This window comes from Pseudomonas sp. UBA6699 (assembly GCF_002454615.1).
Taxonomy (GTDB): Bacteria; Pseudomonadota; Gammaproteobacteria; order Pseudomonadales; family Pseudomonadaceae; genus Aquipseudomonas; species Aquipseudomonas juntendi.
Genome location: NZ_DKJF01000020.1, coordinates 69133 through 88450, shown reverse-complemented (window position 1 = coordinate 88450; position 19318 = coordinate 69133). Strand labels below are relative to the sequence as shown.

The following is a 19318-nucleotide window of genomic DNA, read 5'->3' as shown; positions in this document are numbered from 1 at the left end:
ATCCTCTTACAGCCCACGGGCCGCGGCTTTGTCGATCAGCCAGTTCAGCGACGGGCCACGGTCGCTGTTGACTGCCGCCGGGCGGCCGGCCAGCTCGGCAGGCAGGCCGCTATCGGGCTTGATCTGCACACGGATGTCGGAGGCCAGGTCTTCGCTGTTGAGGCTGGCGCTACTGACGATCTGGCCGGTACGCACTTCGTCTTCGCCGGCGACCTGGAAATTGACCCGGGTGCCTGGCTTGACCTCATCGAACTGGCGGTAGCTGAAACGCGCCTCGACCATCGGGTTGGTGGTACGCGGAATCAGCTGGAAGATCGGTTGGCCCTTGGCCGCGTACTGGCCGTCGTCCACCAACTGGCGGGCGACCACGCAATCGCAGGGGCTGGTGAGGGTGCCGGAGAGTTGCTTGCCGAACAGTTCCTCGATCTTCGCCGGTTCCAGTTGCGTGTCGTCGAGGTTGCCCTTGAGCATGTCCAGCATGCTGGTGGTGAAGCTGGCCAGTGGCGCGCCCTTGGCCACCTGCCCACCGCTCTCCACCAGGCTGTTCACGGTGCCGTCGCGCGGCATGGTGACATTGGTGGTGGGTACTGCGACCACACCGGCTTCGGCATGGCTGATGAAGTACATGCCGTACAACGACTTGGCGACGAAACCGAAGGCGGCGATGCCGACCACGAACACACCGAGGGTGACGGTAACGGCCTTGAGCCGGCCGAAGGGGCTCAGGCCACTGCCGCCGTCCTTCTGCTTGCGCGCCTTGGTGAAGTTGTCGCGCTGCAGGGTGCTGAGCACGTCGCCGGCAGTGATCAGTTCACCCGACAGGTGCGAGGTGATGATATGGCGCAGGGTGGCGATGTCGCGGGGCTCCAGGTTCTGGAATTGCGCACCGGTACGCCCGCTGTCGGGGTGGTAGGAGCGCACCTGGAATTCGATGTCCATCGACAGGCCGAGGTTGTCGACCGTGAACATCAACCGCCCACGCAACGCATCGCCCACCGCCAGTTGCTGCTTGGTGTGGAAGCTCAAGCCTCCGGCGGAAAGGTCGTCGACTTTCACATCGTGGGCCTGGCGCTGGGCGTCGATGAAGCGCAGCTTGGCGGGGATGCGTACCCGGGCGTGCTGGCGCTGGGCTTCGGACTCATGCACGACGTTGACATTCACGGCGGTATTCATGGGGTTTGTTCCTGTTAGATCCGATCCGGGTTGGGCTCACACGACCATGAACAGCACAGCAACGAAGATGCTGGCCGCCGAGAAGGTCATGGTCCGCGAGGACCAGGTGTTGAACCATTGTTGAAAGCTGGCGAGGTCACGCTTGAGGGCAGTGGGCTGACGCGTCCACGACTGTTTGTCGAGGCGGAAGAACACGTAGATCTTCATCAGCGCGCCGATGATCTGGTTGTAATAGAGGATCAGCGGGTAGGCCGGGCCGACGTTGTGGCCAGAGCACAGCAGCATCACGGTGAGGATCAGGCGGGTAATGCCGATCCACAGCAGGTACACCAGCAGGTATGCCAGGCCGAACTTGAGGCTGGCGATCACCGCCACGGTCAGGCCCAGCAGGCTGGTCCACATCGATACGCGCTGGTCGAACAGCACGATGCTGGTGAACAGCCCCAGGCGCCGCAGGCCCAGGCCCAGCGCACGGGAGTTCTGCCGCAGGTTGTTGCCGTACCAGCGGTACATCAGCTTGCGGCTGGCCTTGAAGAAGCTTTTCTCCGGCGGGTGCTCGACCGTGTTGATGGCAGCGTCCGGCACGTAGAAGGTGTCGTAGCCCAGGCGCATCAGGCTGAACCAGCTGGACTTGTCGTCACCGGTCAGGAACTTGAAGCGGCCCAGGCGCCAGTGCATCAGCGAGTCGCTTTCGACGTCGGCAATGAACTCGGGGTTGGTGACCACGCTGGCGCGGAACATCGACATGCGCCCGGTCATGGTCAGTACGCGCTTGGACAGGGCCATCGAGCACATGTTGATGTGGCGCTGGGCGAAGCGCAGCTTGTGCCATTCGCTCATGATGTAGCCGCCACGTACTTCGCAGAACTCGTTGGTGGTCAGGCCGCCGACATTGGGGTACAGCTTGAACCACGGTACGGTCTTGCGCACCACGCCATCGGCCAGCACGGTGTCACCGTCGATCACCGCCACCACGGCGTTTTCGTCCGGCAGCATGCGGGAGATGGCACGGAAGCCGTAGGCCAGGCCATCGCGCTTGCCAGTACCGGCGATACGGACGATGTCCAGCTTCACGTGGGCCGGCGGGTTGTACTTGGCCCACAGGCTCTTCACCAGCAATTCATCGGACATTTCCACCAGCGAGCAGACCACGGTGGTGGGGAAACCGCAGTTGATCGCCTCGCGGATCACCGAGCTGTACACCTGAGCGGTGGTCAATGCTTCGATGCGGAAGCTGGTGACCATCAGGTACACGTGCGACGGGTCGGCGGCGCTGCCCATTTTCTGCACCTTGCGGCGCAGGTAGGGGTACACACCGTAGAGGAAGATCATGCCGCGGATGAAATGGGTGGCGCCCATCGAGTAGCGCCAGATGCCGACGGCGCCGACCAGGAAGATGAAGTGCTTCGATTGCGAGTCGAAGATATCGGCTGGCAGGGCCAGGGCGATCAGCATGAGCAGGCTCATGTAGAGCAGCCAACCGGCGCACTGCAACAGCACTGTCTGGAGCCTTTGCATGTTCAGCATCCGTGGAAAATTCGGGAAAGGGCGGCAGCGCAAGTGGGGAACCTTGCGCCGCCTGGCCCAGGGCTTACCAGCAGATGCCTTCGGTGCGGCTGGCTGCGCTGGTCGGTTCACTCATGAAGCCGACCAGGTCGATTACTTGTTTGCCGGCCGGTACTTGCTGGGCAAGGGCACGGAACTGCTCGTCACGGTTGCCCAGAACGATGATGTCGGCGTTGTCGATGACCTTGTGGAAGTCACCGTTGAGCAGCGACGATACGTGCGGGATCTTCGATTCGATGTAGTCTTTGTTGGCTCCATGAACGCGGGCGTATTCGACGTTCTCGTCGTAGATATCCAGTTGGTAGCCCTTGCCGATCAGGCGTTCGGCCAGCTCCACCAGTGGGCTTTCGCGCAGGTCGTCGGTGCCGGCTTTGAAGCTCAGGCCAAGCAGGGCGACCTTGCGTTTGTCGTGGGCTTCGATCAGTTCGAAGGCGTTTTGCACCTGCGACTCGTTACTGCGCATCAGCGAGTCGAGCAGCGGGGCACGCACGTCCAGGCTGGCGGCACGGTAGGTCAGGGCGCGCACGTCCTTCGGCAGGCACGAGCCGCCGAAGGCAAAGCCGGGGCGCATGTAGTACTGCGACAGGTTGAGCACCTTGTCCTGGCAGACCACGTCCATCACTTCACGGCCATCCACACCGACAGCCTTGGCGATGTTGCCGATCTCGTTCGCGAAGGTGACCTTGGTGGCATGCCACACGTTGCAGGTGTATTTGATCATCTCGGCCACTTCGATCGGCTTGCGGATGACCGGGGCGTCAAGTTCTTCGTACAGCGCCTGGAGGATGTCGCCGCTGGCGCTGTCCAGTTCGCCGATGACGGTCATCGGTGGCTGGTCGTAGTCCTTGATTGCAGTGCTTTCACGCAGGAATTCCGGGTTCACCGCGACGCCGAAGTCAACGCCGGCCTTTTTGCCCGAGCAATCTTCGAGGATCGGGATCACCACGTTCTTGACGGTGCCTGGCAACACGGTACTGCGCACCACGATGGTATGGCGGCGCGTGGTGTCGCGCAGCACATAGCCGATTTCCCGGCACACCGACTCGATGTATTCCAGGCCCAGGTCACCGTTTTTCTTGCTGGGGGTGCCCACACAGATCATCGATACATCGCTGGCGCGAATGGCCTCGGCGAAGTCGGTGGTGCCGCGCAGGCGACCATTGGCGATGCCTTGTTGCAACAGTGCTTCCAGGCCAGGTTCGACGATCGGCGACTTGCCCTGGTTGATCAGGTCGATCTTGGTGCTGGACACGTCCACACCGATTACTTCATGGCCACGCGCCGTCAGGCAGCCTGCACAGACTGCACCCACATAACCCAAACCAAAGATGCTAATACGCATCGCTATCACCTCATGTGTTTATCACGCCGACGCCTCCGTGGAGTGCCGGGCTGGGTTGATTAACAGCAGTTTTCAGGCGCACGGGTTCATGGCGAATGCACACTTCACCGAGCGCAGGCAACATAAGTCCGGAGTGCACGAAAAGTTATGCACTCAAATTAGGCATTTAAAAGCCAAGTAGTAAAAACGTGCCCTGTCATGCAGCCGTCGTTATTGCAAGGCGCTACTCGGCGCTTTGCTGTGCTTGTTTTTCAAGTGGGATAAATCCTTTGAAATCAACCACTAGGACGAGTTGTACGGGACGCTTGTCTCCTGTAAGGGCAGGCACTTGGGCGTTAGCCGGGCGGCCTGTCTGTATGTTGTGGCAGGTAGTGGATACCTTGCCATTGTCATCTGTAAGTCATCTCTCACAACCCGTGGGCAGGAAATTCGTTACGGCTCTATGAGCGGTAGTTGATATGAGAAGTTCCTGAACGGGTTTTGTCTTGATGAAAGATTTCTAAATATTTATTAAGCTGCTGACAATTTCAATTTGATAGCACGCGCCGGTTTGCCCCCGATGTATCAAGGGCGAAACTGTTGCGAGATGTTTTAATGCCAGCATCGGAAAATTTTTTCAGATTTCGTCAGAAAAGGTACGAACGGTCGCACCGGCGCCGGTGTTTACACGTTGATGTAAGGTTTTTTTGGCGTCATAAAAATGACGATAACGAAGTCTCACCTTGCTGAACCTGCTCGGCCTGCTTGACCGCCGGTGCAGCGGCCGAGCCGTGATAAATGACACACGTGACAGCAACCAGTGCTGATCACCGTGCGGTCATGCGCAATCAGCTGATCGGTTTATCTTTCAGCGTTTCAACTTGCTGCCGCGGGTGGATCATGCGAGTGCACATTACGCCGTATGGCGCGGCGAAGACGGCCAGCCGGCGAGGCGGGTTTTGGTTAAGGCAGGGGTGGCTTTGCCCGAGGGGGTGGAAGCGATCGGTTTGGAAAGCGGCTATGTACAGCTGCCCTGAAGGCGGTGGAGACTGGCCCTGGCCTTGCCGGTGCTCGCGGCTGGAGCGGTCCTGCGGGTACCGCGTGGCGGTTGCAGGAACGGCTCAAGCCGCGAAGCGGTATCGGCGGGTCTACTCGCCCGGGTGATCGCGCAGAAACACCAGGTGATCTGGCTTGGACTGTTCGGCACTGTAGTAGTAACCCTGGACATCGAACTGCTTGAGCTGCTCTGGATCGTTGATGCGCTGCTCGATGACAAAGCGGCTCATCATGCCGCGGGCTTTCTTGGCGTAGAAGCTGATGATCTTGTACTGGCCGTTCTTCAAGTCCTTGAAGTCGACATTGATCACCCGCGCCTTGAGGGCGCTGCGTTTCACTGCGCTGAAGTATTCATTGCTGGCCAGGTTCAACAGCACGTCATCGCCCTGAGCGGCCAGGGCCTGGTTCAACCATTCACTGATGCGTGTACCCCAGAAGGCGTACAGGTCCTTGCCGCGGGCATTGGCCAGCTTGGTGCCCATTTCCAGCCGGTAGGGCTGCATCAGGTCGAGGGGGCGCAGCAGGCCGTACAGGCCGGAGAGCATGCGCAGGTGGTCTTGCGCGTAGCTGAAGTCGTCCTCACCCAGGGTTTCGGCAGCCAGGCCTGTGTACACGTCACCTTTGAACGCCAGCAGCGCCTGCTTGGCATTGGCTGGGCTGAAGTCCGGAGACCAGCTGCCGAAGCGTGCGGCGTTCAGGCCGGCGAGCTTGTCGGACAGGTGCATCAGCTCGCTGATTTGCGCCGGCGACAGGGTTCGCAGTTGCTGGATCAACACCTGGGAATCATCCAGGTACTGGGGCAGGGTGAAGCGCTCGGTTACCGGCGGGGTATCGTAGTCGAGGGTCTTGGCGGGGGAAATCACCGTCAGCATCGGGTCGGCTCCTGGCATCGTTGGCCTGGGATTCTACGGGCTGGGCGGTGCAAGTCCAAACTATGGTGACAATAGTCACAGACCATGGCCGGTTCTAACGCTATAGTTCGCGTTTTGCCGTGACGGAGCCTTTTACCGTGCGCATCGCCTTTGCCGCGCTGGCCGCGCTATTGAGCCTGGCCGTGCAAGCCGCCCCCACAGCCGCGGTCAGTTTCGATCGCAGCCTGTGGCCCGAGCAACTGAACAGCCCGGCGTTGTTCGATGTGGCTTCGCGGGCGGAGATTCTGTCGTTCGCCCGGGTACTGCATGAAAGCGAGTTGCTCGATGATGCGACGCTGGCGGCGCGGCTGGGCTTGCGGCAGATCAACCTGCAGAAGGTTCGCCAACTGCGGGCGCGCATGTGGCAGCGGTTATGGGCAGGCTACCAACAGGCGCAACGCAGCTGCGAGCAGGATGCGTCGTTCTGCTATGCCGTTGAGTCCATGGCGGATCTACGTACCCAGGCGGCGACGTTCGCCACCGATGTCGGCGCGTTCTATGCCGGGTGGGTAGAGCCCAGCCACCAGTTCCACAGCCGCTACCTGGACGAACAGCTGCGCAAAGCTGCGCTGCTGCCCCAGACCAGCAGCGAGGTGGAGCGGCTATCTGCACGGGAGCTCGATGGTGAACGCCTGAACGATCGTATGTTCCTGCTGACCTTCGTCGGTGGCCCGGGGCCTGACGGCGGCAGTACCGACCTGCTGGCCGATTACCTGCGCCGGCAAAAGCTGGCGGGTACCTTCTTCGTGCTTGGCAACCGCCTGCAGCAGCGCCGGGATGCCGGCATGCCGAACACCGTGGCCAGGCTTTATCGCGGCCAGTGCGTGGGTATTCAGGGCTGGGAGTACCGCTCGCATGCACAGTGGGTCGATTGGCAGGACTCGCTGCGGCGCAGCCAGGCCCGCGTGCAGGCCGACCTGCCGGAGCAGTACGTGCCGCTGTTCCGCCCCCCTTACGGGCAACGCCGGGCCGATGGCGAGGCGTTCATGGCCAGCCAGCAGTTGCGGGTGTCGTTGTGGGATATCGACGCGCAGGATGACACTGCACTGACTGCCGAAGCCTCGGCGCAACGCGTGCTGACCCTGATGCTGTTGTGGCGCAAGGGGGTTATCCAGCTGCATGACAGCCTGGCCAAGGCGCAACCGGCGGTGGAGTGGTTGCTGCGCAGTACCGCCCAGAGCGGTATCGGCTGGGAAGATTGCCGGGCCTATGGGTACAGCGAATAGAGGTACCACTTCTGAGCGTAGTCGTGTCTGGGCCTGCCGCCAAGGCCTTATCGTCAATCGGAAAAATAAACTTCAAAAACACGTAAAAATGCTTTTTCCGGTCATGGCTTTTGCGGTATGAAGAAACCAGACAGCCGATCCCTGCAGCACAGGTGGCGTCATCCAGACCCTCCTGGCCAGGTTGCTCCCCGCCCGTAACAACGCGGATACGGGGACACGGCAGTCACTCTGCGGCGTAACAGACCACGCCGTGCGGCTTCGACATAAGGTGACCGAGTATGGATGACCAAGGACGCACCCCTTCCTCCAGCAAGCCAATCCTCTATGTGCTCGATACCAACGTCCTGATTCACGACCCCAACGCATTACTGAACTTCGAGGAGCACCACGTCGCTATCCCCATGACGGTGCTGGAGGAACTCGACAAGCTCAAGACCGGTAAACAGACCATCGCCGCAGAGTGCCGGCAGGCCATCCGCCTGATCGACCAGACCCTCGGGGACGCTTCGCCCAGTGATGTCGAGCAGGGCGTGCCGATCCAGCGCAACAAGAGTGGGGCCAAAGGCTTTCTTTCGATCCTGATGAGCCCACGCAACGAGCCTGGCAAGTTGTTGCCGGAGCACCTCAACGACAACATCATCATCAACACCCTGCTGGACGTTCGCAGCCGGCGCCCCGACCTGGACGTGGTGCTGGTCACCAAAGACATCAACATGCGCTTGAAGGCGCGCGCTTGCGGCATCGCATCCGAGGACTACAGCACCGACCAACTGGTCGATGACGTGTCCTTGCTGTCCAAGGGTTACCACTCGGTCAGCGGTTCGTTCTGGGACCGGGTCAGCAAGGTCGATACCCGCCAGGAGCGCGGCCGGACCTGGCATCGCGTGCACATGATCGACACCCTGCCGGCCGTTCACGTCAACGAGTTCATCATTGACGACCAGGGCTTCGTCGGCTGGGTGAAGGGTATCCGCGACGACGAGTTGCTGCTGCTCGACCTGCACCAGGAGCCACTGCTGCACCAGGAGGCCTGGGGCCTGAAGCCGCGGGACATCCATCAGAGCCTGGCGCTGTTCGCCTTGCTCGACCCGGACATTCACCTGGTCAACCTGACCGGTGCTGCCGGTTCCGGCAAGACCATCCTGGCCCTGGCAGCTGCTATCGAGCAGACCATGGTCAGCAAACGCTACCGGCGCATCATCGCCACCCGCAGCGTGCAGGGGCTGGACCAGGAGATCGGCTTCCTGCCGGGTACCGAAGCAGAGAAGATGGAGCCGTGGCTGGGCGCCATTACCGACAACCTCGAAGCCTTGCACATGGATGATGAAAGCACCCATGGCAGCGTCGAATACATCCTCGAGCGCGTGCCGCTGCAGTTCAAGTCGTTGAACTACATTCGCGGCCGCAGCTTCCAGCAGAGCCTGATCCTGATCGACGAGTGCCAGAACCTGACGCCGCACCAGATGAAAACCATCATCACCCGTGCCGGTTCTGGGTCCAAGGTGGTCTGCCTGGGCAACCTGGCGCAGATCGATACCCCCTACCTGTCCGCGACCAGCTCGGGCCTGACCTACCTGACCGAGCGCTTCAAGGACTTCCCCCATGGCGTGCACATCACCCTGCAGGGTGTGCCACGCTCGGTACTGGCCGAGTACGCCGAGTCGCATCTGTAAAACCCTGTCGCCGGGCAGCCCGCTGCCCGGCATCTCCACGAGCGTGTTCATACAGCGGCCAGACCTGCCGACACATACCTCTGCTCAAACCTGACCCACAGGTTTACACTGCAGGCTCCCTTCACAGGAGCAGAGCAGTGCTGACACATCTTGATTCCCAGGGGCGGGCCAACATGGTCGACGTCACTGAAAAGGCCGTGACCGAGCGCGAGGCCACCGCCGAGGCGCGGGTACGCATGTTGCCGCAGACCCTGCAGATGATCGTCGACGGCGAACACCCCAAGGGCGATGTGTTCGCCGTGGCGCGCATTGCCGGCATCCAGGCGGCGAAGAAGACCAGCGACCTGATACCGCTGTGCCACCCGCTGATGCTGACCAGCGTCAAGGTGGAACTCAGCGCGCAGGGCGAGGACGCGGTGCGGATCCTCGCCCGCTGCAAGCTGGCCGGGCAAACCGGTGTGGAAATGGAGGCACTGACCGCCGCTAGCGTCGCTGCGCTGACGATCTATGACATGTGCAAGGCTGTGGATAAAGGCATGGTCATCGAACAGGTCCGCCTGCTGGAAAAGCTGGGCGGCAAGAGCGGCCACTACAAGGTGCAGGCGTGATGAAAGTCAAAGTGATGTACTTCGCGCGTTACCGTGAGTTGCTGGGCGTGGATGCCGAGCGGATGGAGGGTGAGTTCAAGGTTGTCGACGATGTGCGCCGGGCATTGCTGGTCAAGGGTGGGGCCTATGAACTGCTGGGCGAGCAGAACCTGATGTGCGCCCGCAACGAAGAACTGTGCAAGCTGGATGAGCCGTTGGAAGAGGGCGATGAAGTGGCGTTCTTCCCGCCGGTGACGGGGGGCTGAGCATGGCAGTGCGAGTGCAGGAACACGTGTTCGACCCGGGCGTCGAGACCAATGCCATGCATGCGGCCAACGTGGGGGTAGGCGCTGTGGTCGGCTTTGTCGGCTATGTGCGGGACTTCAATGATGGCCGCGAAGTGGCAGGCATGTTCCTTGAACACTATCCGGGCATGACCGAAAAGGCCCTGGCCAAGATCGTGGCCGAGGCCGAGCAGCGCTGGCCGTTGTTGAAAGTGCAGGTGCTGCACCGCATCGGTGCGCTGGAGCCAGGTGAGCCAATCGTGTTCGTCGGCGTGGCCAGTGCCCATCGGCAGGCAGCGTTCGATGCCTGCAACTTCATCATGGACTACCTGAAGACCCGGGCACCGTTCTGGAAGAAGGAAAATACCCAGGAAGGGCCGAGGTGGGTGGAAGGCAGGCAGAGTGACCTGGATGCCGCAGGGCGCTGGTAGTCAAGGCTGGGCCCGCCTTTTGTGGGAGCGGCCTTGTGTCGCGATGGGGTCGCAAAGCGGCCCCGGCAATTGATGCGTTGAAGCTGAAATCCTGGGGCCGCTGTGCGGCACTATCGCGACGCAAGGCCGCTCCTACAGGGGGATATGTTCCCAACCACGGGTCAGTGATGCTTGCGCGGCACCGGCTTCAGCAGCTCATCCGGCGGCATCTCGCATTTGATCTTGCGCCCCAGCAGCTCTTCGATCGCCGGCAGCTGATACGAGTCATCTTCCCCGGCAAAGCTGATCGATACGCCATTGGTGCCGGCACGGCCGGTACGGCCAATGCGGTGCACGTAATCGTCCGGGTCCTCTGGCAGGGTGAAGTTGATCACATGGCTGATGCCGTCGATGTGGATCCCGCGCCCGGCCACGTCGGTGGCGACCAGAACGGTGATGCGCCCTTCGCGGAAGTTCTCCAGGGTACGAATACGCTTGTGTTGCGGCACGTCGCCCGACAATTGGGCGGCGTTGATGCCGTCGCGCACCAGTTTTTCCTCGATGCGCCGCACTTCGTCCTTGCGGTTGGCGAACACCATCACCCGTTCCCAGCGGTTCTGGGTCACCAGGTTGTACAGCAGCTTGTACTTGTCGCTGCCGGCCACCGCATAGACATGCTGCTCGACCGTTTCGCTGGCCACATTCTCCGGTTCGATCTCGACGATGGCCGGGTTGGTGGTCCATTGCTTCGCCAGGTTCATCACGTCCTCGGTGAACGTGGCCGAGAACAGCAGGGTCTGGCGCTCGCTTTTGGGCGGCGTCTGGCGAATGATCTGGCGCACTTGCGGAATGAAGCCCATGTCGAGCATGCGGTCGGCTTCGTCCAGCACCATCACTTCGACCATGTCCAGGTGCACCTCGCCCCGCTGGTTGAAGTCCAGCAGGCGGCCCGGTGTAGCCACCAGGATGTCGCAGTGGCGCGCTTCCAGGGCCTTGAGCTGCTTGTCGAAGTCCATGCCGCCGACGAAGCTCATGACGTTCAGGCCGGTGTACTTGGTCAGCGCCGCAGCATCCTTGGCGATCTGTACCACCAGCTCGCGGGTTGGCGCGATGATCAGCGCCCGCGGCTCACCCATGTAGCGCTCTTTGGGTGCAGGGGTCTGCTGCAGCTGGGAAATGATCGAGATCAGAAACGCTGCGGTTTTGCCGGTGCCGGTCTGGGCACGGCCGATGGCATCCTGGCCACGCAGGGTGTAACCCAGCACCTGCGCCTGGATCGGCGTGCAGTAGGGGAAGCCCAGGTCGTGGATCGCGTGCATCACCTCGCTGGACAGCTTGAAGTCGTGGAAGCGGGTCTTGCCCTCCTGCGGCTCGACCACGAAGTCTTCCAGTTTCCACAGGCTGGCCTGGGGCTTGGGCTTGCGCTCGCGACGTGGTTTGTCCTTGGCCGGCTTGTCGGCCACTGGCGTTGCGGCAACAGGCGATTCTGCCTTGGGGGTAGGGTTGGCGCGTGGGGCCGCCGGTTGCGCCTCGCTGGCGGGTGCCGGCGCAGGCGGCGCCACACTGGCAGCAGGAGCGGCGGCCTGTGGTGCAGCCTCTCCCTTGCCGAATATTTTCTTGAGTGCCTTGAGCACGATCGTCTCATCAACTGATTAAGGAATGTACGCCGGGCAGTGTAATGCAAGAATCGGGCGTGGCGTAGTGGAATAGCCTTACAACTACAGGCGGCCTTGGCTCATTGCAGTTGCTTTGCCAGCCAGTCGTGGATGTCGCTCAACTCTTCGACCACTACCTCGTGTTCCATTGGATATTCGTGCCAGCGGGCAGCTACGCCCCAGGTGTTCAGGTACTCGAAGGCGGTGCGGCCCATGGCCGGGATCACCACCGGGTCGTGCACGCCATGCAGGCACAGGGCCGGGGTGCGTTGCTGGCAGGCACTGAGCTGGTGTTGGTCATTGAAGGTGGGGGCGTAGGTGGACAGGGCGATGACCCCACCCAGCGCCTCTTGCCACTTTATATAGGCAGTGTGCAACACCACCGCGCCGCCCTGGGAGAAACCGGCGAGGAAGATGCGCGACAAGCTGACGCCTTTGGCCTGCTCCGCCTTGATCAGCGCCACCACTTGCTCGGCCGACTCCTCCAACTGAGCCTCGTCTATGGCGCGGGCCGGGGTCATGGCCTTGATGTCGTACCAGCTGGGCATGGCATAGCCGCCATTGATGGTCACCGGGCGGGTGGGTGCCTGGGGCATCACGAAGCGAGTGCTGGTCAAACGCTCCTGCATGAATTCGGCTACGGGTAGGAAGTCGTAACGGTCGGCTCCCAAGCCGTGCAACCAGATCACACAGGCATCAGCGGTTTTCTGTGGTTCGAGAATCAGCGGGTTGGTCATGACTGCTCCGAAAGAGTGCGGGTGATCGTGTTGTGTGCGTTAAAAAAAAGCGCTGCACAGGATTGCCTGAAAAAGAATGTCGCAACGATACAACTTTCCCTACTTGACGAACGCTTAAACGCTCCAGCCAAAACATTTGGTACGCGCTTTGCAGTTCAAGGTGCGATGCAAAGGGCGGGCCGTGACGGTAACACCCTTTGTACGCGAAGGCTGTCATAGAACAGCCCATTGCGCCAATTGACCCAATAACTAGCCAATACGGGTCGGACATGCCTCAAAAGGGTGCGGTGCAATTCCGGCTCGATACAACAAGAGCGATTTGGAGGTTGTGAATGAAAGTGTTGAAAACCACCCTGGCAGTCCTGACCGCTGCCGCCGCGCTGGGCGCCGTGAGCAATGCCCAGGCCGGCGCCACCCTTGATGCGGTAAAGAAGAAGGGCTTCGTCCAGTGTGGCGTGAGCGACGGTCTTCCAGGCTTCTCGGTACCTGATGCACAAGGCAAGATCATCGGTATCGACGCCGATGTCTGCCGCGCCGTGGCCGCTGCCGTGTTCGGCGACGCCAACAAGGTCAAGTTCAGCCAGCTCAACGCCAAGGAACGCTTCACGGCCCTGCAATCGGGCGAAGTTGACGTGCTGTCGCGCAACACCACCTGGACCAGCTCGCGCGATGCCGGCATGGGCCTGGTGTTCACCGGTGTCACCTACTATGACGGCGTCGGTTTCCTGGTCAACAAGAAGCTCGGTGTTTCCAGTGCCAAGGAGCTCGATGGCGCGACCATCTGCATCCAGGCAGGGACTACCACCGAACTGAACGTGTCGGACTTCTTCCGGGCCAATGGCCTGAAGTACACCCCGATCACCTTCGATACCTCTGACGAAAGCGCCAAGTCGCTGGAGTCCGGTCGTTGCGATGTGTTGACGTCCGACAAGTCGCAGCTGTTTGCCCAGCGCTCCAAGCTGGCCGCACCGACCGAATATGTGGTGCTGCCGGAAACCATCTCCAAGGAGCCACTCGGCCCGGTGGTGCGCAAAGGCGACGAAGACTGGTTCAGCATCGTCAAGTGGACCCTGTTCGCCATGCTCAACGCCGAAGAGGCGGGCATCACCTCGAAGAACGTCGAGGCTGAAGCCAAAGCTACCAAGAACCCTGACGTGGCCCGCTTGCTGGGTGCGGACGGCGAGTACGGCAAGGACCTCAAGCTGCCCAAAGACTGGGTAGTGCAGATCGTCAAGCAAGTCGGCAACTACGGCGAAGTGTTCGAGAAGAACCTGGGCCAAGGTACCGACCTGAAGATCGACCGTGGCATGAACGCCCTGTGGAACAACGGCGGCATCCAGTACGCGCCACCTGTGCGCTGATGGCTGCACCCTGCGGCGGCATCCGGCCGCCGCAGGTTGTTCGAATCCCTATTTTCCGGGGCACTTCATGCAAAATCATATTGGCGCACAAAAGGGTTTATCCCTGAGCGATCCACGTGTGCGCGCGTGGCTGTTCCAGATTCTCACCATCGTTTTCGTGGTCGGTCTGGGCTGGTACCTGTTTCACAATACGCAAACCAACCTGCAACACCGGGGTATCACCTCGGGCTTCGACTTCCTCGATCGCAGTGCCGGCTTCGGCATCGCCCAGCACCTGATCCCCTATGTGGAATCGGACAGCTATGCACGGGTGTTCGTCATCGGCCTGCTCAACACCCTGCTGGTCACCTTCATTGGCGTCATCCTGGCGACCATCCTGGGTTTCATCATCGGTGTGGCACGCTTGTCGCCGAACTGGATGATCAACAAGCTGGCGACGGTGTACGTGGAGACCTTCCGCAACATTCCGCCGCTGCTGCAGATCCTGTTCTGGTACTTCGCCGTATTCCTGACCCTGCCGGGACCGCGGGGCAGTATCAACCTCAACGACCTGTTCTTCATCAGCAACCGTGGCCTGAACATGCCTGGTGCCTCCATGGCGGACGGCTTCTGGCCATTTGTCGCGGCGTTGGCGGTGGCGGTGGGGGCGGTCTGGCTGATGGTGCGCCTGGCCAACAAACGCTTCGACGAGACCGGTGTACCGTTCCACAAGTTCTGGGCCGCGCTGGCGCTGTTGCTGGTCATTCCAGGCCTGAGCGTGCTGCTGTTCGGCAGCCCGGTCACGTGGGAGGCACCGCAGCTCAAGGGCTTCAACTTCGTCGGTGGCTGGGTGCTGATCCCCGAACTGCTGGCGCTGACCCTGGCGCTGACGATCTATACCGCCGCCTTCATCGCCGAGATCGTGCGCTCGGGCATCCGTTCGGTCAGCCACGGCCAGACCGAGGCGGCGCGCTCGCTGGGGCTGCGCGAAGGGCCAACCTTGCGCAAGGTGATCATCCCCCAGGCCTTGCGGGTGATCATTCCGCCACTGACCAGCCAGTACCTGAACCTGGCGAAGAACTCGTCGCTGGCGGCCGGCATCGGCTACCCGGAGATGGTCTCGCTGTTCGCCGGTACCGTGCTCAACCAGACCGGCCAGGCCATCGAGGTGATCGCCATCACCATGAGTGTCTATCTCGCCATCAGCATCAGCATTTCGCTGCTGATGAACTGGTACAACAAGCGCATTGCGCTGATCGAGCGGTGAGGATACGCCTGTGAATGCCCATGTTTTCAAACCCGATATGCCGCCACCGGTGAAAACCGTCGGCGTACTCGCATGGATGCGTACCAACCTGTTCTCCAGCTGGCTGAACACCCTGTTGACCCTGTTTGCCCTCTACCTGATCTGGCTGATCGTGCCACCGCTGTTGCAGTGGGCACTGATCGACGCCAACTGGGTTGGCACCACCCGCGCCGACTGCACCAAGGACGGCGCCTGCTGGGTGTTCGTGCAGCAGCGCTTCGGCCAGTTCATGTACGGCTACTACCCCGTCGAGCTGCGCTGGCGGGTCGACCTGACGGTATGGCTGGCGGTGCTGGGCGCAGCGCCGTTGTTCATCAAGCGCTTCCCGCGCAAGGCCCTCTATGGCCTGGGCTTCCTGGTGCTTTACCCGCTGCTGGCCTACACCTTGTTGCACGGTGGCCTGCTGGGCCTGAGCAACGTGTCCACCAGCCAGTGGGGCGGGCTGATGCTGACCTTGGTGATCGCCACCGTGGGCATCGTCGGCGCTTTGCCCCTGGGCATTCTGCTGGCCTTGGGGCGGCGTTCGAGGATGCCGGCGGTGAAGGTGGTGTGCGTGACCTTCATCGAGTTCTGGCGCGGCGTGCCGCTGATCACTGTGCTGTTCATGTCTTCGGTGATGCTGCCGTTGTTCCTGCCTGAGGGCATGAGCTTCGACAAGCTGCTGCGGGCGATGATCGGCGTGATCCTGTTCCAGTCGGCCTATGTCGCCGAAGTGGTACGCGGTGGTCTGCAAGCCATCCCCAAGGGCCAGTACGAAGCGGCCGCAGCCATGGGCCTGGGGTACTGGCGGGCGATGGGCCTGGTGATCCTGCCGCAGGCGCTCAAGCTGGTGATCCCTGGCATCGTCAACACCTTCATTGCCCTGTTCAAGGACACCAGCCTGGTGATCATCATCGGCCTGTTCGACCTGCTGAACAGTGTCAAGCAAGCCGCCGCCGATCCGGCCTGGCTGGGTATGGCTACCGAGGGCTACGTTTTCGCCGCCCTGGTGTTCTGGATTTTCTGTTTCGGTATGTCCCGCTACTCCATGCACCTGGAGCGCAAGCTGGACACTGGCCACAAGCGTTAGGAGTTTCGAAATGAGTGAAGCGATCAAGCAGCCTGCCGGCCCCGAAGGGATCATCCAGATGCAGGGTGTGAACAAGTGGTACGGTCAGTTCCATGTGCTCAAGGACATCAACCTCAATGTTCGCCAGGGCGAGCGTATCGTGCTGTGCGGGCCGTCCGGCTCGGGCAAGTCCACCACCATCCGTTGCCTCAACCGCCTGGAAGAACACCAGCAGGGGCGCATCGTGGTCGATGGCGTGGAGCTGACCAACGACCTCAAGCAGATCGAGGCGATCCGCCGTGAAGTGGGCATGGTGTTCCAGCACTTCAACCTGTTCCCGCACCTGAGCATTCTGGAGAACTGCACCTTGGCGCCGATGTGGGTGCGCAAGATGCCGCGCCGCAAGGCCGAAGAGATTGCCATGCATTACCTGGAGCGGGTACGTATCCCGGAACAGGCGCACAAGTACCCGGGGCAGTTGTCTGGTGGCCAGCAGCAGCGCGTGGCGATTGCCCGGGCGTTGTGCATGAAGCCGAAAATCATGCTGTTCGACGAACCTACTTCGGCCCTGGACCCGGAGATGGTCAAGGAAGTGCTCGATACCATGGTGGGTCTGGCCGAAGATGGCATGACCATGCTCTGCGTGACCCACGAGATGGGCTTTGCCCGCACCGTGGCCAACCGGGTGATCTTCATGGATAAAGGTGAAATCGTCGAGCAGGCGGCACCGGATGATTTCTTCGACCGGCCACGCAGCGACCGGACCAAGTTGTTCCTCAGTCAGATCCTGCATTGATACAGCCGGGGCCGCAAAGCGGCCCCGATGTTTACTTCTCTTCTTGTGGGGCAGCGGGTGCCGGTGGCGGCCGCAGCCCCACCTCGGCCACCAGTTTGAGCTGCTGCCCGTTACGCATCACCTCGATGGTGATCTTTTCGTTCGGTTTGATCCGCGCCACCTGGTTCATCGACTTGCGCCCGTCACCTGCCGGTTCGCCGTTGATGCTCAAGATCACGTCACCCAGCTGCAGCCCGGCCTTGGCCGCCGGCCCTTCGCGGAAGATGCCTGCAACCACGATGCCTGGGCGGTCCTTCATGCCGAACGACTCGGCCAGTTCCTGGCTCAGTGGCTGCACTTCGATACCCAGCCAGCCGCGGATCACCTGGCCATGCTCGACAATCGACTTCATCACCTCCAGTGCCAGCTTGACCGGGATGGCGAAGCCAATGCCCTGCGAGCCACCAGACTTGGAGAAAATGGCCGTGTTGATGCCGACCAGGTTGCCGTTGGCATCGACCAGCGCACCACCGGAGTTGCCCGGGTTGATCGCGGCGTCGGTCTGGATGAAGTCTTCGTAGTTGTTCAGGCCCAACTGGTTGCGGCCAGTGGCGCTGATGATGCCCATGGTCACGGTCTGGCCAACGCCGAACGGGTTGCCGATGGCCAGCGTCACGTCACCGATATGGATGGTGTCGGAGCGGCCGATGGTGATGGCGGGCAGGTTCTTCAGGTCGATCTTCAATACCGCCAGGTCGGTCTCCGGGTCGCTGCCAATGACCCGGGCCAGGGTCTCGCGGCCATCCTTCAAGGCCACCACGATCTGGTCGGCGCCACTGGTGACGTGGTTGTTGGTCAGCAGATAGCCCTCGGGGCTCATGATCACTGCCGAGCCCAGGCTCGATTCCCAGCGGCGCTGCTTGGGCAGGTTGTCGCCGAAGAAGCGGCGGAACTGCGGGTCTTCGAACAGCGGGTGGGCGCTCTTGTTGACCACCTTGGTGGTGTACAGGTTGACCACCGCCGGGGCCGCGAGGGTCACGGCGTCGGCGTAGGATACCGGGCCCTGCATGATCTTCGTGGTCTGCGGTGCCTGCTGCAGGTTGACGTCCTGGCTGGGCAGGCCGACCCATTCCGGAAACCGCTGGATGATCAGCACGGCGATCAATACGCCGGTAAGCAGGGGCCAGCCAAAGTAACGCAAAGCCTTGAACATGAACGAGTCCTGAAAAGGGCGGGGGCCAGTGGCCGCGCGGTGGGGCATGAGCGCGCGCGATCATACACCGGTTCCCCCAGTGCCGGCGACGGCCCATAATGGCCGGCATTATACGGGCGTTCCCTGTGCGTTGTGCCTGGGGAGTGTGCAGTTTTCGAGGAGATTTTCATGGCCGTCGCGCTAAACACCCTGGTTGAAGAAGCCGAGCGTTACCTGGGCAGCGCCAGGATCCAGGACTACTGCCCCAATGGCCTGCAGGTCGAAGGCCGGCCGCAGGTCAGCCGTATCGTCAGCGGTGTCACCGCCAGCCAGGCGTTGCTGGATGCCGCGGTCGAGGCCGGAGCCGACCTGGTGCTGGTGCACCACGGCTATTTCTGGAAGGGCGAAAACCCCTGCATCACCGGCATCCGCCAGCGCCGCCTGAAAACCTTGCTGAACAACGACATCAGCCTGCTGGCATTCCACTTGCCGCTGGATGTACACCCTGAGGTGGGCAACAACGTGCAGCTGGCGCGGCAACTGGAGATTACCGTCGAAGGGCCGCTTGACCCGCAGAACCCCAAGGTGGTCGGGCTGGTCGGTTCGCTGGCCGAACCGGTGACCGCCCGCGATTTTGCCCGGCGCGTGCAGGAGGTGCTGGGGCGTGAGCCGCTGCTGGTCGAAGGCGACGAAATGATCCGCCGGGTCGGCTGGTGTACCGGGGGCGGGCAGGGCTATATCGACACGGCGATTGCCGCCGGGGTAGACCTGTACCTGACCGGTGAGGCATCGGAGCAGACCTACCACAGTGCGCGGGAGAATGGCGTCAGCTTCATCGCTGCCGGGCACCATGCCACCGAGCGGTATGGGGTGCAGGCGCTGGGTGATTACCTGGCGCGGCGGTTTGCCGTGGAACACCTGTTCATCGATTGCCCTAACCCGATCTGACCTCACTGGCCCCTTCGCGGGCACGCCCGCTCCCACAGGGGGTCGCGCATTTCTTGAGTTCAGCGCCAGACGTGTGGGAGCGGGCGTGCCCGCGAAGGGCTGCAAAGCAG

At 61.7% G+C, this 19318-nt stretch carries 17 protein-coding genes; 10 read left to right on the top strand and 7 right to left on the bottom strand.

Going from position 1 to position 19318, the window contains the following annotated elements:
* Nucleotides 1–6 precede the first annotated feature (6 nt).
* From B3361_RS03910 to yaaA, 4 genes are all read right to left on the bottom strand, one after another.
* Nucleotides 7–1173 carry a PilZ domain-containing protein gene (locus tag B3361_RS03910; RefSeq protein WP_054905662.1) on the bottom strand — a complete coding sequence of 389 codons (1167 nt, stop codon included), beginning with the start codon at nt 1171–1173 and terminating at the stop codon, nt 7–9.
* Nucleotides 1174–1209: 36 nt separating this feature from the next.
* On the bottom strand, nt 1210–2691 hold the full coding sequence (locus B3361_RS03905) for a glycosyltransferase family 2 protein (RefSeq protein ID WP_009684460.1): 1482 nt from the start codon (nt 2689–2691) through the stop codon (nt 1210–1212).
* Nucleotides 2692–2764: 73 nt separating this feature from the next.
* On the bottom strand, nt 2765–4081 hold the full coding sequence (locus tag B3361_RS03900; protein WP_009684459.1) for a nucleotide sugar dehydrogenase: 1317 nt from the start codon (nt 4079–4081) through the stop codon (nt 2765–2767).
* Nucleotides 4082–5208: 1127 nt separating this feature from the next.
* Nucleotides 5209–5988 (bottom strand): peroxide stress protein YaaA, encoded by a 780-nt coding sequence (yaaA, locus tag B3361_RS03895; RefSeq protein ID WP_054905661.1) that lies wholly within the window; start codon nt 5986–5988, stop codon nt 5209–5211.
* 137 nt (nt 5989–6125) lie between these two features.
* Between yaaA and B3361_RS03890 the strand changes: the two genes are divergently transcribed.
* From B3361_RS03890 to moaE, 5 genes are all read left to right on the top strand, one after another.
* Nucleotides 6126–7253 (top strand): polysaccharide deacetylase family protein, encoded by a 1128-nt coding sequence (locus B3361_RS03890; protein WP_009684457.1) that lies wholly within the window; start codon nt 6126–6128, stop codon nt 7251–7253.
* Between the two features lie 278 nt (nt 7254–7531).
* Nucleotides 7532–8926 (top strand): PhoH family protein, encoded by a 1395-nt coding sequence (locus tag B3361_RS03885; protein WP_009684456.1) that lies wholly within the window; start codon nt 7532–7534, stop codon nt 8924–8926.
* Between the two features lie 137 nt (nt 8927–9063).
* Nucleotides 9064–9534 carry a cyclic pyranopterin monophosphate synthase MoaC gene (gene moaC, locus B3361_RS03880; protein ID WP_029887281.1) on the top strand — a complete coding sequence of 157 codons (471 nt, stop codon included), beginning with the start codon at nt 9064–9066 and terminating at the stop codon, nt 9532–9534.
* Entirely contained in the window at nt 9534–9779 is a 246-nt protein-coding gene (moaD, locus tag B3361_RS03875) for a molybdopterin converting factor subunit 1 (RefSeq protein WP_054905660.1), read from the top strand. Before moaC ends, moaD begins: the two co-directional genes overlap by 1 nt.
* A gap of 2 nt (nt 9780–9781) precedes the next feature.
* Nucleotides 9782–10228, top strand: a complete 447-nt coding sequence (moaE, locus tag B3361_RS03870) for a molybdopterin synthase catalytic subunit MoaE (RefSeq protein ID WP_054905659.1) — start codon at nt 9782–9784, stop codon at nt 10226–10228.
* A 161-nt stretch (nt 10229–10389) separates the two neighbouring features.
* On the opposite strand, the gene rhlB is transcribed toward moaE, so the two are convergent.
* Together rhlB and B3361_RS03860 are read right to left on the bottom strand one after the other, a co-directional pair.
* The gene (rhlB, locus tag B3361_RS03865) at nt 10390–11841 is read right to left on the bottom strand and encodes an ATP-dependent RNA helicase RhlB (protein WP_054905658.1); all 1452 of its coding nucleotides are present in this window, start codon (nt 11839–11841) and stop codon (nt 10390–10392) included.
* A 101-nt stretch (nt 11842–11942) separates the two neighbouring features.
* Nucleotides 11943–12599, bottom strand: a complete 657-nt coding sequence (locus B3361_RS03860) for an alpha/beta hydrolase (RefSeq protein ID WP_009684451.1) — start codon at nt 12597–12599, stop codon at nt 11943–11945.
* Nucleotides 12600–12931: 332 nt separating this feature from the next.
* On the opposite strand from B3361_RS03860, the gene B3361_RS03855 reads away from it, so the two are divergent.
* The 4 genes from B3361_RS03855 (at nt 12932) to B3361_RS03840 (ending at nt 17089) form a co-directional block, all read left to right on the top strand.
* Nucleotides 12932–13960: an amino acid ABC transporter substrate-binding protein gene (locus B3361_RS03855; protein ID WP_009684450.1), complete on the top strand. Its 1029-nt coding sequence runs from the start codon at nt 12932–12934 to the stop codon at nt 13958–13960.
* A 67-nt stretch (nt 13961–14027) separates the two neighbouring features.
* Nucleotides 14028–15206, top strand: coding sequence for an amino acid ABC transporter permease (locus tag B3361_RS03850; protein WP_029887285.1), 1179 nt, complete (start codon nt 14028–14030; stop codon nt 15204–15206).
* A 10-nt stretch (nt 15207–15216) separates the two neighbouring features.
* Complete coding sequence (locus B3361_RS03845; RefSeq protein WP_009684448.1) at nt 15217–16314, top strand: amino acid ABC transporter permease; 1098 nt, start codon at nt 15217–15219, stop codon at nt 16312–16314.
* Nucleotides 16315–16324: 10 nt separating this feature from the next.
* Nucleotides 16325–17089 (top strand): amino acid ABC transporter ATP-binding protein, encoded by a 765-nt coding sequence (locus B3361_RS03840; RefSeq protein ID WP_003251792.1) that lies wholly within the window; start codon nt 16325–16327, stop codon nt 17087–17089.
* 31 nt (nt 17090–17120) lie between these two features.
* Here the strand turns inward: B3361_RS03840 and algW are convergent, their stop codons facing one another.
* Nucleotides 17121–18281 carry a Do family serine endopeptidase AlgW gene (algW, locus tag B3361_RS03835; protein ID WP_009684447.1) on the bottom strand — a complete coding sequence of 387 codons (1161 nt, stop codon included), beginning with the start codon at nt 18279–18281 and terminating at the stop codon, nt 17121–17123.
* A gap of 168 nt (nt 18282–18449) precedes the next feature.
* Here algW and B3361_RS03830 point away from each other — a divergent pair, with 168 nt between their 5' ends.
* Nucleotides 18450–19208, top strand: a complete 759-nt coding sequence (locus B3361_RS03830; RefSeq protein ID WP_054905347.1) for a Nif3-like dinuclear metal center hexameric protein — start codon at nt 18450–18452, stop codon at nt 19206–19208.
* Nucleotides 19209–19318: the final 110 nt, after the last annotated feature.

Coding starts and splice junctions, on each gene's coding strand:
- B3361_RS03910 (WP_054905662.1), bottom strand. CDS start 1,173: ATGAATACCGCCGTGAATGTCAACGTCGTGCATGAGTCCGAAGCCCAG.
- B3361_RS03905 (WP_009684460.1), bottom strand. CDS start 2,691: ATGCAAAGGCTCCAGACAGTGCTGTTGCAGTGCGCCGGTTGGCTGCTC.
- B3361_RS03900 (WP_009684459.1), bottom strand. CDS start 4,081: ATGCGTATTAGCATCTTTGGTTTGGGTTATGTGGGTGCAGTCTGTGCA.
- yaaA (WP_054905661.1), bottom strand. CDS start 5,988: ATGCTGACGGTGATTTCCCCCGCCAAGACCCTCGACTACGATACCCCG.
- B3361_RS03885 (WP_009684456.1), top strand. CDS start 7,532: ATGGATGACCAAGGACGCACCCCTTCCTCCAGCAAGCCAATCCTCTAT.
- moaD (WP_054905660.1), top strand. CDS start 9,534: ATGAAAGTCAAAGTGATGTACTTCGCGCGTTACCGTGAGTTGCTGGGC.
- moaE (WP_054905659.1), top strand. CDS start 9,782: ATGGCAGTGCGAGTGCAGGAACACGTGTTCGACCCGGGCGTCGAGACC.
- B3361_RS03860 (WP_009684451.1), bottom strand. CDS start 12,599: ATGACCAACCCGCTGATTCTCGAACCACAGAAAACCGCTGATGCCTGT.
- B3361_RS03855 (WP_009684450.1), top strand. CDS start 12,932: ATGAAAGTGTTGAAAACCACCCTGGCAGTCCTGACCGCTGCCGCCGCG.
- B3361_RS03850 (WP_029887285.1), top strand. CDS start 14,028: ATGCAAAATCATATTGGCGCACAAAAGGGTTTATCCCTGAGCGATCCA.
- B3361_RS03840 (WP_003251792.1), top strand. CDS start 16,325: ATGAGTGAAGCGATCAAGCAGCCTGCCGGCCCCGAAGGGATCATCCAG.
- algW (WP_009684447.1), bottom strand. CDS start 18,281: ATGTTCAAGGCTTTGCGTTACTTTGGCTGGCCCCTGCTTACCGGCGTA.
- B3361_RS03830 (WP_054905347.1), top strand. CDS start 18,450: ATGGCCGTCGCGCTAAACACCCTGGTTGAAGAAGCCGAGCGTTACCTG.